This is a genomic window from Gillisia sp. CAL575 (genome assembly GCF_000403785.1).
Taxonomy (GTDB): Bacteria; Bacteroidota; Bacteroidia; order Flavobacteriales; family Flavobacteriaceae; genus Gillisia.
In genome coordinates this window covers 77,125-93,365 of the sequence record NZ_APHJ01000024.1, presented here as the reverse complement: position 1 = coordinate 93,365, position 16,241 = coordinate 77,125, and the positions used below count along the sequence as shown (strand labels likewise).

The 16,241-nt window shown below is 33.3% G+C and carries 17 protein-coding genes; 7 read left to right on the top strand and 10 right to left on the bottom strand.

The window, feature by feature from the left end:
• Positions 1-151: 151 nt before the first annotated feature.
• From I130_RS07905 to I130_RS07895, 3 genes are all read right to left on the bottom strand, one after another.
• The gene (locus tag I130_RS07905; protein WP_034921259.1) at positions 152-1,324 is read right to left on the bottom strand and encodes a DUF748 domain-containing protein; all 1,173 of its coding nucleotides are present in this window, start codon (positions 1,322-1,324) and stop codon (positions 152-154) included.
• 177 nt (positions 1,325-1,501) lie between these two features.
• Positions 1,502-2,950: a glyceraldehyde-3-phosphate dehydrogenase gene (locus I130_RS07900; protein WP_034921255.1), complete on the bottom strand. Its 1,449-nt coding sequence runs from the start codon at positions 2,948-2,950 to the stop codon at positions 1,502-1,504.
• A gap of 131 nt (positions 2,951-3,081) precedes the next feature.
• Positions 3,082-4,482, bottom strand: a complete 1,401-nt coding sequence (locus tag I130_RS07895) for a trypsin-like peptidase domain-containing protein (protein ID WP_034921252.1) — start codon at positions 4,480-4,482, stop codon at positions 3,082-3,084.
• A gap of 136 nt (positions 4,483-4,618) precedes the next feature.
• On the opposite strand from I130_RS07895, the gene dapF reads away from it, so the two are divergent.
• From dapF to I130_RS07875, 4 genes are all read left to right on the top strand, one after another.
• Positions 4,619-5,407: a diaminopimelate epimerase gene (gene dapF, locus I130_RS07890; protein WP_034921248.1), complete on the top strand. Its 789-nt coding sequence runs from the start codon at positions 4,619-4,621 to the stop codon at positions 5,405-5,407.
• Positions 5,401-5,931, top strand: coding sequence for a GNAT family N-acetyltransferase (locus tag I130_RS07885; protein WP_034921245.1), 531 nt, complete (start codon positions 5,401-5,403; stop codon positions 5,929-5,931). Before dapF ends, I130_RS07885 begins: the two co-directional genes overlap by 7 nt.
• Positions 5,921-6,964, top strand: coding sequence for an endolytic transglycosylase MltG (gene mltG, locus I130_RS07880; protein ID WP_034921241.1), 1,044 nt, complete (start codon positions 5,921-5,923; stop codon positions 6,962-6,964). Before I130_RS07885 ends, mltG begins: the two co-directional genes overlap by 11 nt.
• A gap of 760 nt (positions 6,965-7,724) precedes the next feature.
• Positions 7,725-8,384 (top strand): hypothetical protein, encoded by a 660-nt coding sequence (locus I130_RS07875; protein ID WP_034921311.1) that lies wholly within the window; start codon positions 7,725-7,727, stop codon positions 8,382-8,384.
• On the opposite strand, the gene I130_RS07870 is transcribed toward I130_RS07875, so the two are convergent.
• Genes I130_RS07870 through dnaA form a run of 3 tightly spaced genes read right to left on the bottom strand, consistent with a single transcriptional unit; the run spans position 8,381 to position 11,038 of the window.
• Positions 8,381-9,112 (bottom strand): SAM-dependent methyltransferase, encoded by a 732-nt coding sequence (locus I130_RS07870; RefSeq protein WP_034921237.1) that lies wholly within the window; start codon positions 9,110-9,112, stop codon positions 8,381-8,383. The two genes, I130_RS07875 and I130_RS07870, sit on opposite strands and share 4 nt — an antisense overlap.
• Before the next feature lie 23 nt (positions 9,113-9,135).
• Positions 9,136-9,600, bottom strand: coding sequence for a low molecular weight protein-tyrosine-phosphatase (locus tag I130_RS07865; RefSeq protein WP_034921233.1), 465 nt, complete (start codon positions 9,598-9,600; stop codon positions 9,136-9,138).
• A 10-nt stretch (positions 9,601-9,610) separates the two neighbouring features.
• Positions 9,611-11,038 (bottom strand): chromosomal replication initiator protein DnaA, encoded by a 1,428-nt coding sequence (gene dnaA, locus I130_RS07860; RefSeq protein ID WP_034921229.1) that lies wholly within the window; start codon positions 11,036-11,038, stop codon positions 9,611-9,613.
• 206 nt (positions 11,039-11,244) lie between these two features.
• On the opposite strand from dnaA, the gene I130_RS07855 reads away from it, so the two are divergent.
• On the top strand, positions 11,245-11,643 hold the full coding sequence (locus I130_RS07855) for an acyl-CoA thioesterase (RefSeq protein ID WP_034921225.1): 399 nt from the start codon (positions 11,245-11,247) through the stop codon (positions 11,641-11,643).
• Here the strand turns inward: I130_RS07855 and I130_RS07850 are convergent.
• From I130_RS07850 to ribD, 4 genes are read right to left on the bottom strand one after another with little or no spacing between them, the layout of a single operon-like run.
• Entirely contained in the window at positions 11,640-12,254 is a 615-nt protein-coding gene (locus I130_RS07850; protein WP_034921306.1) for an IMPACT family protein, read from the bottom strand. The genes I130_RS07855 and I130_RS07850 overlap by 4 nt on opposite strands.
• Before the next feature lie 10 nt (positions 12,255-12,264).
• Positions 12,265-13,131, bottom strand: coding sequence for an EamA family transporter (locus I130_RS07845; RefSeq protein ID WP_034921221.1), 867 nt, complete (start codon positions 13,129-13,131; stop codon positions 12,265-12,267).
• Positions 13,128-13,736, bottom strand: coding sequence for an HAD family hydrolase (locus tag I130_RS07840; protein ID WP_034921218.1), 609 nt, complete (start codon positions 13,734-13,736; stop codon positions 13,128-13,130). The genes I130_RS07845 and I130_RS07840 overlap by 4 nt, the downstream gene beginning before the upstream one ends.
• Positions 13,729-14,793: a bifunctional diaminohydroxyphosphoribosylaminopyrimidine deaminase/5-amino-6-(5-phosphoribosylamino)uracil reductase RibD gene (gene ribD, locus I130_RS07835; RefSeq protein ID WP_034921215.1), complete on the bottom strand. Its 1,065-nt coding sequence runs from the start codon at positions 14,791-14,793 to the stop codon at positions 13,729-13,731. The genes I130_RS07840 and ribD overlap by 8 nt, the downstream gene beginning before the upstream one ends.
• Positions 14,794-14,821: 28 nt before the next feature.
• On the opposite strand from ribD, the gene I130_RS07830 reads away from it, so the two are divergent.
• On the top strand, positions 14,822-15,310 hold the full coding sequence (locus I130_RS07830; RefSeq protein ID WP_034921211.1) for a GNAT family N-acetyltransferase: 489 nt from the start codon (positions 14,822-14,824) through the stop codon (positions 15,308-15,310).
• A gap of 47 nt (positions 15,311-15,357) precedes the next feature.
• A complete protein-coding gene (prmC, locus tag I130_RS16795; RefSeq protein ID WP_034921206.1) occupies positions 15,358-16,209 on the top strand; it encodes a peptide chain release factor N(5)-glutamine methyltransferase in 852 nt (283 codons plus the stop codon).
• Positions 16,210-16,241 lie beyond the last annotated feature (32 nt).

Genomic DNA, 16,241 nt, shown 5'->3' with positions numbered 1-16,241 from the left:
TAATTAATATAAATTAAGTCAGTTTCATTTCAACCAAATGACTCTTAATAAAAGAATAAATTTCCTTGAACTTTATCAAAATTTAAATTTATTTAGAATTCTAGTTATATAATCTTATTTCAAGGTAATTTATCTTAGCTATTATATCATTTTAATTATCATCATTTTTCCTTTCTTCCCTTTTTTCTTGTCTTAATTCCTTTTTTTCTTCTCTAGATAGTTCTTTTTCTTTAAAAGCATCTTTAAATTCAATATCATCATCTACCTCACCAGAAAAAGCCTTGATCCATGCATTCTCAAAAATATTGAATACTGTTGGCCATACTCCAGCCTCTACATTATTAAGGTCTCCTTCCAGCGGAACCTTTGTTGCCAAGGTATCTGTGCTTTGATTTTTTAGAATAAATTTAAAAAAGCCAACAAATCCTTCCCATAATACTCCTAATACACCATCTTCTTTTCCAATTAGTTTTGTGTCTGTAAGTAAAGGTTTTAAATAACCTTTCATATAACCATCAGCAATTGCAACTTCACTATAAAGTCCAAACGTTCCACTTTCAAAATCTATTCCCGCATAGGGTCTAGTGAAATTATTAAGTGCCGTAACATCTCCGCCTTCAATAGATAGGCTTAAATCCATATCTGGGATCTCTTTTACAAGATTCATTTTACCATCAAGTTTCATGCTCCCTTGACCAATGGTGATTCCAGTGGCAGTAACAGGGGAGGGGAGGGTTCTGTTAGCACCTACAACATTCCTTAAATTATCGGCAACCAACTCTACATTATTTATATAGAGATCTACATTGGGTTCTTTTTGCAATTCTACAAAAGCTACTTTGGCGTTGTGTGCCTCAAAATGGTTAATATCTATCGGAACAAGATCTGTTAATACCTTTGTCCAGTCATCTATATTTGCAGAGCCACCTTCTTCTTCGGGAATTTCTTCATTTTGGTCTTCAAAAATATAGATGATTTCTGGTTTATACATTATTATTTCACTTACTATCTTTCCTTTAAAAAGAGATTTCCATTCTATGGAGATATCATTAGATGGGAAATTAAGAAATGGTACTTGGGTATCTGCATTTACCCTATTTAAATACATGCCTTTTATTTCGTAGGCTCCTCTATATAATGAAACATCGATATCTTCTACCTGCCCGTAATACCCGGGAATTTCAGCTAAGGCTTCATTTACATGGTCTTTTAACCAATAGGGTAAATAAATTCTTGCCGCAATTAACAAAACCAAAATAATTAGTGGAGCGGTATAACGCTTCTTTTTGTAAGCTTTCCTTTTTTTCTTTTTTTCTGAAGTCATCTTGTCATCGTTGAATATGCAAATTACTTAAAATAATTAGCCTTAATAAGTCAAGTAGTTTATTGAGCTGAATGAGGATATTAAAGTATTATAAAAATAGATCAGAAATAAAAAAAAAGGTTCAGAAATTTCTGAACCTTTTTTAAATATACTGATATTCTGAGAATTATAAGAATGCTAGTAATAAGTAAATCGTCTAACTTTAGCAATGTATTTTGCCAATCTAATTACTTGATGGCTATATCCATATTCATTATCATACCAAATATATAGTACAATATTCTTTCCATCTTCAGTTACTATGGTTGCTTTACTATCATAAATTGAAGGAGCAGAAGAACCAACGATGTCTGAAGATACCAACTCATTATCTATAGAATATTTTATTTGCTCTACTAATTCACCTTCTAGAGCATATTTTTTTAGAATGGTATTTACGCCCTCTAGAGAGGTTGCAGCTTCTACTTCCAAATTCAATATTGCTAAAGATCCATTAGGAATAGGTACTCTAATTGCATTTGAAGTTAATTTTCCATCAAATATAGGTAAAGCTTTTGCTACGGCTTGCCCGGCTCCAGTTTCAGTAATTACCATATTTAAACCAGCAGCACGACCTCTTCTGTATTTACTATGCATATTATCTACCAAATTCTGGTCATTAGTATATGCGTGAATCGTTTCTAAATGACCATGCACAACACCTAAAGAATCTTGAATGGCCTTTAAAACTGGGGTTATAGCATTGGTAGTACAAGATGCTGCAGAGAATATAGAGATCTCATCTGGATTATGTTCTGTGTGATTAACCCCATGAACAATATTTGGAACTCCTTTTGCAGGTGCCGTAATTAAAACTTTACTAGCTCCATTAGAGGTTAAATGTCTTGCTAAATCATCCTGATCTCTAAATGCACCGGTATTGTCTATAATAAGTGCATCGTCAATCCCGTATACCGTATAATCTATTTCTTCTGGATTATTTGCTGAAATAATATGAACCGTAGTTCCATTAATTACTAAAGCGGAGTTTTCCTCATCTACGGAAACAGTTCCTGAAAAATCTCCATGAATAGAATCATTTCTTAAAAGAGAAGCTCTTTTTTCTAATATAGTAGCATTTACTTTACCACGAGTAACAATAGCTCTAAGCCTAAGTTGGCTACCAACTCCAGTTCTGGTCATTAATTCTCTGGCGACTAACCTACCAATCCTTCCAAATCCGTATAGAACTACGTCTTTTGGAGTGATATCTTGGTAATCTTTAGCGTCTTTTAATTTAGATGAAATAAAAGACTTTGCATTATTATAATCTACATCTTCTAAGTGATACTCATAAGTAAGTTTACCAATGTCTAATTTTGCTGGAGGAAGATCCAGATCTTTTATTGCCTGTGCTATTTCAACAGAATCAAAAATTGAGATGGGCTTTTCTACAAATGCACCTGCATATTCATGTAGGTTAAGAATGTCACTTACATTTCTATTGATAAGTTGATTTCTGAATAAAACCAATTCTATAGATTTGTCATACCATAGATCGCTTATTATTTTAATAAACTCCACAGAGGCACGTCTGCGGTCTGCTTGAAAAGCAAGTTCTTTTTCGTAAACTTCGTTAAATCCCATTTTTTATTTGAGTTATATTTTGTTTTAAAACGCTGCAAAAGTATATATTTCAAACGTTTTCGTGAAATATTTATATAAAAAATAACCTACTATAATTATTACAGTAGGTTATTGTTTCGTGTAGAATAAATTTACCTCCAGATATAGGTTAATTCCTTCCCATCTTTATTAACAAAAGTGACACTAATAGGCTCAGATGGGTTCTTTGAGTTTAAAACTCGCTTAACTTCATCTACATCATTAACTTTTTGATCATTAATTTTGGTAATGATAATTCCAATTAAGGCTTGAGATTGTTTGTCTCCCTTTAACGCCCTAGATATTTTCACCCCATTGGTGGTTTTATATTCTTTAAGATCCATTTTGGATGCATTGGTGATTTCTAAACCAATTTTCTCAATTGCAAAAGTTTCATATTTTGTTAATGTTACTGTGAGCTCACGTTCTGCTCCATCTCTTAATATTTTAACCTTCACCACATCTTTTGGTCTTTTAGAACCCAGATAACCTGTGAGATCGGCCATTTTTTTTATTTCAATATTATCTATTTGTCTTATTACATCTCCTTGTTTAATCCCAGCCAGAGAAGCTCCACTTCCAGATTCCACATAACCTACAATAACTCCCTGTGATGTTGTAAGTTCATATTCTTTAGAAATATTTTGATTCACATCTATACCACTAATTCCCAAAATGCCTTGCTGAACATTTCCATATTCCATAATATCCTCTACGATTTTTCTGGCATTGTTAGAAGGAACAGCAAAACCATAACCAATATAACTACCCGTTTGAGAAGTGATAGCGGTATTAATTCCAATTAGTTCGCCATCTATATTTACAAGTGCACCACCACTATTTCCCGGGTTTATTGCAGCATCGGTTTGAATAAAGGATTGTGGGCTACCATCATAAATATTTAAATCTCTTGCTTTTGCACTTACAATTCCTGCAGTAACAGTAGAAGTTAGGTTAAAAGGATTCCCCACTGCCAAGACCCATTCGCCTAGTTTAACATTATTGGAATTTCCAAAAGGAATGTACTCTAGGTCTTCTTCATCTATTTTAATTAGAGCGATATCTGCTTTGGTATCTGTTCCAATTAGTTTTGCAACATAAGTTTTATTATTATTTAGAGTCACTTCAATTTCTCCAGCACCATCTATAACATGGTTATTGGTAATTATATAGCCATCTGGCGAAATTATGACACCAGAGCCTGCTCCTTGTAGAGCTTTACCGGTAGTTCCGCCTCGAGAATAATATTCCCAGACATTATTTGGCTTGTCGAAAACGGCAACATTTTTAACATGCACTACTGAATGAACTGTTTTTTCTGCAGCCTCAGTAAAGTCTGCATTTGTTCCGTAGATGTTTTTAGAACTGGAAACTGGAATAAACGAAGATATTTCTTGTTCTACTGGAGTGCGCTTATAAAAAGATTCATCTTCATGTATTATTAGTTTATAAGAGCCTAGAGTTAAAACTCCACCCAAAACGGAAACACTAAGTAATTTAATAAATTGTTTCATTTTTTACTTTATAATTTTAATTCTATAAAAAAACTAATCAATCTGCCATCAAATATTAGAAAGGTCTAAAAGCCTTGATATACAACGATTGTTTTTAAGTGATTGTTGTATATTTGTTTTATTCAAATCTGCATTCATGAATATTCCTTTTTACAAATTCCACGGTACAGGTAACGACTTTATAATGGTTGATAATCGTAATGATGTATTCTCCAAAAATAATACCAATCTTGTGCATGAACTGTGTCATCGTAGATTCGGAATTGGTGCTGATGGTTTGATCCTCTTAGAAAATTCTGAAATTGCTTCTGAAGACTTTAAGATGGTGTATTATAATTCTGATGGTAATCAAAGCAGTATGTGCGGTAATGGTGGCAGATGTTTGGTGGCATTTGCAAATCTCCTTGGAATCATCGATAAAAAAGCAAGTTTCAATGCAATAGATGGCCATCATGAAGCAACGATAGATGGAGATATTGTGAGTTTGAAGATGCAAGATGTTTTAGCAAAGGGAATAAATGAAGATGAATTGTTCTTAGATACCGGATCTCCACACCATATTCTATTTTCAGATGAAGTGGGAGATATCAATGTGAAACGAGATGGAGCAGCTATTAGATACTCAGAAAAATATGAATCTTGTGGGGGAACCAATGTGAACTTTGTTCAGCAAACAGATAAAGACACTTTTTTGGTAAGGACATATGAAAGAGGAGTAGAGGATGAAACCTATTCTTGTGGGACTGGTGTTACTGCGGTGGCGCTTGCTGTTAATGCAATAGGTAAAACAGATGCGAGTTTAATACATCTGGAAACCCCAGGAGGCAAGTTACAAGTTTCTTTTGAAAATGAAAACGGAGCTTATCACAATATCTGGCTTACCGGCCCAACTGCAAAAGTCTTTAAAGGAGAATTTGAATGTTAACTTTAAAAGGAGATAAGATATATTTAAGGGCGCTGGAGCCCGAAGATCTAGATTTTATTCTGGAGGTTGAAAACTCTGAAGATTTTTGGGAGATAAGTTCCACACGAGTACCTTATTCTCGATTTTTAATCAAAAAATATCTTCAAAATTCTCACCGTGATATTTTTGATGTAAAACAGCTTAGATTAATGATCTGTAGTAATGATAACACATCAATTGGATTAATAGATATTTTTGATCTGGAGCCTAAAGACAGAAGAGCTGCTTTGGGGATTCTTATAATAAATGATGAAAACCGCGGTAAGGGCTTTGGCGGGGAAGTTTTAAAATTGATTAGTAACTATTGTTTTACTCATTTAGGATTACATCAGGTGTATGCAAATGTTACTACAGATAATTTAGCCAGTGTCAAATTATTTGAAAAATGTGATTTTAAATCTATTGGCATTAAGAAAGACTGGGTTTTAGTAAATGGAAAATTTAAAGACGAAATACTCTACCAATTAATAAACAATGTATATTAAAAAAATTCTTTGGATTATCGCTCTTCTCGGGCTTATAGCATTAGGTATATTCAGTTACTCTGTTTATAATTCAATTTTCTCTCCGAATACTAAATTCGAAGGTAATACTTCAATAGTGTATATTCCATCTGGCGCAACCTATCAAAGTGCGATAGATAGTTTAAGACCCTTGCTTAAGGATCTATCATCATTTGATGTTGTAGCTCAAAAGAAGGGTTATGCTTCAAACGTAAAAGCAGGGAAATATATTCTGAAAAAGGGAATGAATAACAACGATCTGGTTAATGTTCTTAGAAGTCAGAACACACCAGTTTCTGTTGTGTTTAATAATCAAGAAAGACTAGAGGAGCTCGCTGGAAGAATTTCAGTTCAAATTGAAGCGGACAGCATTTCATTATTGGAAACCATGCAAGATGAGTCTTTTTTAAATGCTAATAATTTGAATAAAGAAGAGGCCTTAGGTTTATATATTCCTAATAAATATGAATTCTTTTGGAATACTTCTGCAGAGGGTTTTAGAGAGCGAATGCTTACAGAGCATAAAAGGTTTTGGAATCAGGATAGATTGGATAAAGCAAAGCAGATTGGTTTATCGCCAAATCAAGTTACAGTAGTGGCTTCAATCGTTCAAAAAGAAACTGCAAAGGTAGATGAGAGGCCAAAAGTTGCTGGTGTTTATATGAATAGATTTAATAACGGTTGGAAATTGGAAGCAGATCCAACTGTAATTTATTCGATAAAAGAAAAATCAGGGAATTTTGATACTATTATTAAAAGAGTGCTTTATAAAGATCTTAAGTTGGAGTCTCCTTATAACACTTATATGAATATCGCACTACCTCCAGGTCCTATTGCTATGCCTGATATTTCTTCTATAGATGCAGTTTTAAACTATGGGAAACATGAGTATTTTTATTTCGTGGCCGATGTAGAGAATTTTGGGTATCATAAATTTGCAGAAAATTTAGCTCAGCACAATAGAAACAAGCAAGCTTATGTGAGATGGATAAATAAACAGGGAGTTAGGAGGTAATAAGAATTACGAAGCTTCACGAATTTGAATTCCATCACTACTTCGCACATCCTATTAATTTATTTATGCTGCTGCTTAATCAGGCTTATAGAGAATTATTTTTTTAATTTTATTTCGATTATCAATACTCTGCCTGAAATGTTAAGCTAATATGGATACTAATGCATTCATTGTTGAGATATTTTTAGAGGTTAAGATATTATTACCTTAAATAAAACTTCTAATTTTTGAGAAATTACCAGCACTAAAAAATTTTTTATTCTACAGATTTTGTAAGTGTATATAATAGATATCCAATTTATAATTCAACCGCTATTTCCTTCTATTTGCAATTTCTGATGCTGATCCAAACAGGATTTCTATTTCTTTAATATTAGTAATGCTAATTGGGCCTTATTATTAAAAATCATGAATGATTTAATTTTTCATTACTATTTTAGAAAAAGAAAAAGCAGAAAATTATCATTCGATGAGGTAATAATTATTTTAGATTATGGGATTGAATTTTCCTTGAGACCTGTCAATTATAATTTTATTAAATGATACTTCCCAAATGGAGAATAAAGATGATAATTACTGAAAGCGATTAACTTGTTTAAAATCAATAGGTTAAAACTTTTATGAGGATTGAAATAAACTTATAATTTGTTTAACATACTGTATGTCAGATTATTAAAATTTGTTGTACATTTGCACGGCGAAATCGAGAAGGGTGTTAAAATTAATTTTAACACCAATTGCTTCTCAGAATCAAAACATTATGAAAAAGAAAGTTGCAAAATTTTCAATTCTACCTATTTTATCAGGTGCTATATTTTTTAGTTTTTCTACCAAGGAAGCTGCAAATTTAGATATATATGTCACCTCTTCCCTTGCACCATTAGAATACACAGTTCCCAACACAGAGGAAATGCCCGAAGAAACCTTAGAGGTTGTTAAGGTAACGCCTCAATTGGGGAAATCTTATGTTGGTTTTAAAGAAGCTTTGGGTTTTAAAGAATCTCGAGGTAACTATAAAACCATTAATCAATACGGTTACATGGGGAAATATCAATTTGGAAAAGGAACCTTAAGATTAATTGGAGTGTATGACACTCAATTGTTCTTAGATTCACCAGAATTACAAGAGGCTGCTTTTTATGCAAATGCTTCCAGAAATAAATGGATACTAAAACGGGATATTAAAAGATTTGTAGGAAAAAGAATAAATGGGATTCTTATTACAGAATCTGGAATTTTAGCTGCCGCGCATCTGGCAGGTCCTGGAAGTGTGAAAAAATATCTTAGAAGTTGGGGAGCAACAGCATTTAGCGATGCATTTGGAACTACACTTGGTTATTATATGAAGAAGTTTTCAGGATACGATACTTCTTTCGTTCAGCCAGAAAGAAAAGCGAAAGCAATTATAGCTGTTTCTTAAACATCTTTCTGAATTATAAACATAGTAGGCCTTTTATGAAGGTCTACTTTTGTTTTAGACCAGTCTAGAATAGACTTCGTTATGATATATTCTGATGAAAGCGTCAAATCACAAGCAATACAAAGTTTGGTAGCAGGATTCAATATTTGTATTAAATCCTCAAATAATTGATTATTTCTATAAGGAGTTTCAATAAACAGCTGCGCTTGATTTCTTTCTGAAGAGATTCTCTCCAATATTTTTAGTTCTTGTTTTCGCTCTTTCTTATCTATAGGTAGATACCCATTAAAAGTAAAACTTTGACCATTCATTCCACTACCCATCATAGCTAAAAGGATAGAGGAGGGGCCAACCAGAGGAATTACCTGAATTCCCATTTCATGTGCTAATTTTACTATCTCGGCACCTGGATCTGCAACTCCTGGACAGCCAGCTTCACTAAGTAAGCCAACATCTATTCCCTCTTTACAGGGATCTAAAAAAGTAGATAATATAGACACATCCGTATGCTTATTTAAAGTATTTAGCTTTAATGAGGATTGGGGTTTTTCTGGAAATACTTGTTTTATTGATCTTCTTGCCGTCTTTTCGTTCTCTACAATATAGTGATCTATTTTTCCGATTATAGCCCCAATAGAATCTGGAAGAACTTCAGAAATTTTGGATTCTCCCAAAGTGGCCGGAATTAAATATAATTTTCCTGAAAACTTAAAGATAGAAGTGCTCATAATAAAATTCAATTTTGGTTGGGCTAGTTTTTATCTTTCAATTTAGCAGCAATTATCTCGCAAGCTTCATCTAACATTCTGTAAACGTTTTTAAAACCTTCAGCTAAACCTTGATAAGGATCTGGGACATCCACATTTTCTCCAGGAAATATTTCATCCAAAATAAGTTTTACCTTCTTTTTGTCTTCTTCATTTCTAGCCAGAGAGATCACATCTGAATAGTTAAAGGTATCCATAACATAAATATGATGAAATCGGTCGAAATCCTGAACAGTAAATTGTCTGCCTCTTTGCGTAGTGATGTCTAATTTATGCTTTTTCGCAATTGCTATAGAGCGCGGATCTGGTAAGCCTCCTACATGATAATTTCCAGTACCTGCAGAGTCTATATAGACTTTTTCAGAATCTGTTTTAGACTTTAGAATTCCTTCGGCCAGTGGGGATCTACAGATATTTCCGAGACACACCATTAAAACGTTGGTTTTCATAAAATATAAATTATAGCGTAAGTTTTTTATTAAGGTCCTCTACAAACTTCTTGAATTGCTTATCTGTAGCAGCTAAATTGTCTACAGTTTTACATGCATGAAGTACAGTAGCGTGATCTCTCTTGCCAATTTGGCTTCCAATACTCGCTAGTGAAGCCTTTGTTAACTTCTTGGCAAAGAACATTGCAAGTTGTCTGGCTTGAACAATATGTCTCTTTCTTGTTTTAGACTGGAGTGTTTCTACATCCATTTGAAAATAATCACTAACGATCTTTTGTATATAATCTATAGAAACTTCTCGCTTGGTATTCTTAACATAGTTGTCTACGATCTTTGTAGCCAGCTCTAGCGTAATATCCTTTTTGTTAAAAGAAGAATGCGCGATTAATGATATGATTGCGCCTTCAAGTTCTCTAATATTGGTTTTTATATTATTTGCTAAGAATTCAATAATATCTTCTGGCATTTCCACACCGTCTCGATACAATTTATTTTTAATAATTGAAACACGAGTTTCAAAATCTGGATGTTGTAATTCTGCGGAAAGTCCCCATTTAAAACGAGATAATAAGCGTTGCTCAATATCTTGCATATCTACAGGTGCCTTGTCACTGGTTAAAATAACCTGCTTTCCGTTTTGATGTAGGTGGTTAAAAATGTGAAAGAACACATCTTGAGTTCCAGCTTTCCCAGATAATAACTGAATGTCATCTACGATTAAAACATCTATAATCTGATAGAAATGAATAAAATCGTTTCTATTATTCTTTTTAACAGATTCTATATATTGTTGTGTAAATTTCTCTGCAGAGATGTATAAAACAGTTTTTTCCGGATATTTATCTTTAATATCTACCCCAATAGCATGGGATAAATGCGTTTTTCCAAGGCCTACTCCTCCAAAGATCAATAAAGGATTAAATGATGTTCCTCCTGGTTTATTGGATACAGCTAAACCCGCAGAACGAGCTAGCCTGTTAGAATCACCTTCAAGAAAGTTTTCGAAACTATAATTTGGATTAAGCTGAGATTCAATCTTAACATTTCTAATCCCTGGAATAATAAAAGGATTTCTTAGCTCTGGATTTTTGTTTTTTATTGGTACATCTACTTCTTGAGAAGTCATATGGCTTCGTTGTGTGCTAGGTATTTTCTCTGTAAATGGAATTTTGTTCCCGTAGGTATTCTCCATTTTAATAACATATACCAGTTTTGCTTTTTCTCCAAGTTCTTTGGTTAAAGAAACTTTTAGAAGTTTTACATAGTGTTCCTCCAGCCATTCATAAAAGAATTTAGAGGGTACTTGTATGCTCAAGGCACAGTCTGTAAGTTTTACTGCTTGTATAGGTTCAAACCAAGTTTTATAAGCTTGGGGGGTGATGTTATCTTTGATAAAAGCTAGACAGCTATTCCAAACTGATTGCGCAGTTTTTGACATGCTTATTACTTGGTTATAAATTGGTTAGTAGATCGTTGAAAATCTGTTAAGCACAAATTAGGCTTTAACTTCTCGGAGAACAAATATGTGAACAAAATATCTAATAAAAAAACGCTTTCACCCTTGAATTTTAAGAAAATTTTATGCATACTTACTTCGTTTGTTGAATGTACAAAAACCTACCTAACTTATCCCGATAAAATCCTATGAAAAGTCATAATACTTATGTTAAAGTCAGATATGCAGAGACAGATCAAATGGGAGTGGTGCACCATGGGAATTATGCAGATTACCTTGAAATAGCACGACTGGCGTGGCTTGATGAATTAGGGGTCTCCTACAAATCTATGGAAAGGGAAGGGGTAATGTTGCCTGTATTTGAATTACATTTTAAATTTATTAGGTCGGCATTGTTTGATGATGAGCTTAAAATAGTAACAAAATTAATAAAAACTCCAAGTGTTAAAATTGAATTTGATTATGAAATCTATAATCAGCAAGGAGAGTTGCTAACAACTGCAAGTACAGTGTTAGTATTTATGGATTCACAGTCTAGAAAACCAATTAGATGCCCGGAATATATTTTAGATAAGTTGAAGGTTTAATGCTCTAGCTCTTTAATTTCGACTTTATAAACATTGGAAAATTTATCAAAAATCGCTTCAGATTCCTTTTTTCTTACTGAAATAAATATTTTACAGTCCAAAGCAAGTTGCTGATCTACTACATTAAGATTATGTTCCTTTATTATTCGCATGACTACATTCATTTCTGGATAATCAAATTGTAATAAATATAAATCATCTATAGTGCGTTTTAATATATTACTTTCTTCTAAGGCCATTTGTGCAGCGCTTCTGTAGGCATTTATTAATCCGCCTACTCCAAGTTTCACTCCACCAAAATAACGCACAACTACGATTAGAATATTAGTGACATCAAAAGATTGAATTTGGCCATAAATTGGCATTCCTGCAGAATTCGACGGTTCCCCATCATCATTAGCTCTAAACTGATGGTCTTGTTCATCTTTTCCCAACTGCCAAGCATAACACCAATGCCTTGCTTGATGGTGTTTCTTTTTAAGATTTTCAATATGTCTTTTTACTTCATCTTCAGATTTAATAGGAAAGGCATATCCGAAAAATTTGGAATTCCTATCCTTGAATATAACTTCTTCAGAAGCTTTGGTGATACTTTGATAAGTGTCTTTCACAATATTAAATTCAACTATTTGCAACCAAAAGAATACTGATGACCGCTAAAATGATCCCAATCCAGTTCTTAGGTATTAATTTTTCTTTGAATAATATAATTCCAAGAATAGTAGAAACCAAAACTATGGCAACATTATTTATAGTAAAGATTGTGGAACTCTCAAATCCGTTATTTCTAAGGGCCATTACTAGAAAGTAAATGGAGAAGAAATTGGGGATTCCAAGAGCGATACCTCCAATTATATTTCTAACAGTGATCTTTAATTTGCCGGTAATTCCTTGAAATATTAATACTAAAATCCCAATAGTACCTGCGACAGAAAATATTGTGGAAGAAAAAAGGGCAACGTCATTCTTGTTTACATATCCAGACTCTATAAATTTAATAAGAGTGTCTATAAGCCCGCTACCTATAAATACTAAGATAGGATAAAGGAGATTTTTTTTCTTGATAGCAATTCCTGATTTGGCTTTTATAGAGCTTAAATAAACCGCTATTAAAGCCAGAATAATCCCTAATATTTTTAAAATTCCTGTGCTCTCATTGAAATATAAGATTCCAAATAATACAGGAATCGCTACAGACATTTTTGTGGCTACAGAAACTACTGAAAGTCCGCTGCGCTGTGTTGTTATTGCTGCAAGATTAAAGACGATTATAAATAAAAGTCCTAATATTAAAGTGCCGTAAAACCAAGGCTTCGTTGGTATTTCCCTAATATTGGCATCCTCTACAAATCCAAAGTATCCAACTGAACACGCAATAAAATAATTAACGATGATCGCTTGGAGTGTATTAATTTCAAATCGTTTGAATAATTTAAAAACAACAAAAATAATGCTGGAGGAGAGAATACTTAGGAGTAGATATATCAAAATAATGCCTTGTTGGTAGTGAATAAATTAATTACATCTTCTCGGGCGGGTTCTAGGTTCCAAACATGTATTCCTAATGTTTCGGCAGCCTTGGTGTTCTCTAAAACATCATCAATAAATAGGCATTCTTCAGGTTTAAGTTGATGTTTGTTTAAAACGAATTCAAAAATATCCGAATTTGGCTTTCGTAGATTTATTTCATGAGATAAGTAAAATGCGTCAAAGCAAGATTTGAATTCTTCAAAAAACGGAACTTTCTCCTTGATCCAATCTATATGAATCTCATTAGTGTTACTTAAAAGTATTAGTTGGTAATTCTTTTCTTCTGAAAGTTTCTTGATGAATAGATATCTGTATTTTGGAAAATCCACCAATATGGAGTTCCAAGCATTAGTTATTCCTTCATGTGTTAAAGAAGAGAAATTATCTATGTAGGAATTTTTAAATGATTCTGAAGAGATAAGACCCATTTCATATTGCTGATTAATATGAAGCATGTCTTCGGGCAGCTCTTTAATATTCAACTTTTGGAGTTCTCTAAAAGTTGCAGGTTTATCTAGATTGATAAAAACATCTCCAAAATCGAATATAATTGTTTTAATCATTGGTGTAAATTCTTAAAATATCTCCTGTTTGAGTGTTCTTTTCTTTAAATGTTCCCGAGGGTAAGGGCGCTTTTGTCCCTTTTTTAAAATGAACATCTCCAGTAAATACTCGAGCCTCATCCCAAAGGCCAGAGTCTATAAATGACTGAATTGTTTTAGCCCCGCCTTCAATAATTATAGATTGAATGGCATATTTATATAATATGCTACAAATTTCTGCTGTAATCTCCTTGTTGAAATCGATGGGTTCAAAGATTAAATTTTCAGAAGAAGTTTTAGATTTTTCTTGTTTAGATACCTTATCACAAATAACAATGGTTTTAATACTTTCATCTAAAAGTGCAGAATCCCTTGGTAATCTTAAGCTCTTATCTATGAGTATTCTTACTGGATTTGAGCCTTTCCAAAGTCTTGTGTTCAAGTTAGGATTGTCCATAACGGCAGTATTTGTTCCTACTAAAATAGCGGCCTCTTCACCACGCCATTTGTGAACTAGTTGCTGGGAATATTTATTAGTGATCCAAACTGGTTCCCTGTTATGATTTTCTTCAGAATAAATTGGTGCTAGAAAGCCATCTGTGCTTTGTGCCCATTTTAAAATAATGTAGGGTCTATGGTTTTTATGAAATGTAAAAAATCGTTTATTTAAGGAGTTACATGCTGTATCGAGAATTCCCAAGATAACTTCACAGCCTGCATCCATCAATTTTTTAATGCCTTTACCAGAAACTGAAGGAAAAGGATCTATACTTCCAATTACAACTTTTTTAATTCCGCTTGCAATTATTAGATCGCTACAGGGTGGCGTTTTTCCATAATGGGAACAAGGCTCAAGACTTACATAGATCGTTGCCTTCTTTAGTAAGGATTTATCTTCGACAGAATTAATGGCATTTACCTCTGCATGAGGTTCTCCAGCTTTGCGATGCCAGCCTTCGCCAATTATTTTATTGTCGTGAACTATCACACTTCCAACCATCGGATTTGGATAGGTAGTTCCTAGTCCATTTTCAGCTAATTGTATGCACCTTTTTATATATTTTTCGTGTATCTTCACATCACAAAAATAGGATTAATTAGTAAGAATGTGCAGTTTTAAAATTCGTGAGATTCAACCTAAAGACAACCAGAGTGTTGCCAAGGTGGTGAGAAAAGTTTTAGTAGAAATGGGAGTGCCTAAAGTGGGCACGGCTTATGAGGATAAATCGTTGGACGATATGTTTGCTACCTACGATAAAGACCACATGCAATATTTTGTCGTAGAAGAAAAAGGGGAAATTATTGGTGGAGCTGGGATTGGTCCATTGATAAATGCGGATGAAAGCATTTCTGAACTTCAAAAAATGTATTTTTTACCAACGGCTCGAGGTAGAGGTATTGGAGCAGCAATGATGAACACTTGCTTGCATTACGCAAAAGCAGAGGGTTATAAACAATGTTACCTTGAAACTTTACCATATATGGAAGATGCCCGCCGGCTATACAATCGTTCAGGATTTAAATCTTTAGAGAAGCCAATGGGTGATACAGGACATTATAATTGTACCATGTGGATGCTCAAAGATCTAGATTAGATTAATAGGGTTTTCTATATTCTTAATTTAAAAAACGCTTCTGAGTATTGTTACTGCTAGACTATAAAAAGCAATTTACTATTGGGTTGAAAAATGAATATCCCGCAGAGGAGATCAATTCATTTTTCAATATTCTAATAGCGCACTATTTAAATGTGACTCGATTGGATTTAGCTTTAGATCCTAAAAAGGAATTATCTTCTGAGAAACTACCGCTTTTTGATAAGATCTTACTAAAGCTACAACAACATGAGCCAATACAGTATATAATAGGGGAAACTGAATTCTTTGGATTAAAATTCCACGTAGATAAAAATGTATTGATCCCAAGACCAGAGACAGAAGAATTGGTTTCTTGGATCCTCTCAGGCTTTACTGAAATTAATACTTCAGCTATAAATATATTGGACATTGGTACAGGTAGTGGTTGTATAGCAATTAGCCTAGCTAAGAATTTGCCGAATGCCAAGCTTACAGCTTTAGATATTTCTAATGAAGCTTTAGAAATAGCAACCAAAAATGCAGAAGCAAATGGGGTGGATGTGAAATTTGAAATTCATGACATTCTTCGTTTAGAAAAATTATCAGAACCTTTTGACATTATTGTTTCTAATCCACCATATGTTCGGGATCTGGAGAAAAATGAAATGAATAGGAATGTCCTAGAGAATGAACCAGAAGGAGCTTTGTATGTTCGGGATAATGATCCGCTTATTTTTTATAAAGCTATCACTAATCTCGCAAAAACCAGTTTAGTTAAAGGAGGGAGTTTGTATTTTGAGATCAATCAATATCTAGCCAAAGAGACTGAAAGCTTAATGCTAAAATCTGGATTCAAGACCACTCTTAAAAAAGACATTTTCGGAAATTACAGGATGTTAAAGGGAATAAAACAATAATATATAATTTTTAAATCCACTTCCAATTTGAT

Excerpts from the sequence above, each read along its gene's own strand:
- I130_RS07875 (WP_034921311.1), top strand. The coding sequence starts at position 7,725 with ATGAAAAAGAAAGTTGCAAAATTTTCAATTCTACCTATTTTATCAGGT.
- I130_RS07905 (WP_034921259.1), bottom strand. The coding sequence starts at position 1,324 with ATGACTTCAGAAAAAAAGAAAAAAAGGAAAGCTTACAAAAAGAAGCGT.
- I130_RS07865 (WP_034921233.1), bottom strand. The coding sequence starts at position 9,600 with ATGAAAACCAACGTTTTAATGGTGTGTCTCGGAAATATCTGTAGATCC.
- I130_RS07855 (WP_034921225.1), top strand. The coding sequence starts at position 11,245 with ATGAAAAGTCATAATACTTATGTTAAAGTCAGATATGCAGAGACAGAT.
- dnaA (WP_034921229.1), bottom strand. The coding sequence starts at position 11,038 with ATGTCAAAAACTGCGCAATCAGTTTGGAATAGCTGTCTAGCTTTTATC.
- I130_RS07870 (WP_034921237.1), bottom strand. The coding sequence starts at position 9,112 with ATGAGCACTTCTATCTTTAAGTTTTCAGGAAAATTATATTTAATTCCG.
- I130_RS07830 (WP_034921211.1), top strand. The coding sequence starts at position 14,822 with ATGTGCAGTTTTAAAATTCGTGAGATTCAACCTAAAGACAACCAGAGT.
- I130_RS07885 (WP_034921245.1), top strand. The coding sequence starts at position 5,401 with ATGTTAACTTTAAAAGGAGATAAGATATATTTAAGGGCGCTGGAGCCC.
- I130_RS07895 (WP_034921252.1), bottom strand. The coding sequence starts at position 4,482 with ATGAAACAATTTATTAAATTACTTAGTGTTTCCGTTTTGGGTGGAGTT.
- I130_RS07840 (WP_034921218.1), bottom strand. The coding sequence starts at position 13,736 with ATGATTAAAACAATTATATTCGATTTTGGAGATGTTTTTATCAATCTA.
- dapF (WP_034921248.1), top strand. The coding sequence starts at position 4,619 with ATGAATATTCCTTTTTACAAATTCCACGGTACAGGTAACGACTTTATA.
- mltG (WP_034921241.1), top strand. The coding sequence starts at position 5,921 with ATGTATATTAAAAAAATTCTTTGGATTATCGCTCTTCTCGGGCTTATA.
- I130_RS07900 (WP_034921255.1), bottom strand. The coding sequence starts at position 2,950 with ATGGGATTTAACGAAGTTTACGAAAAAGAACTTGCTTTTCAAGCAGAC.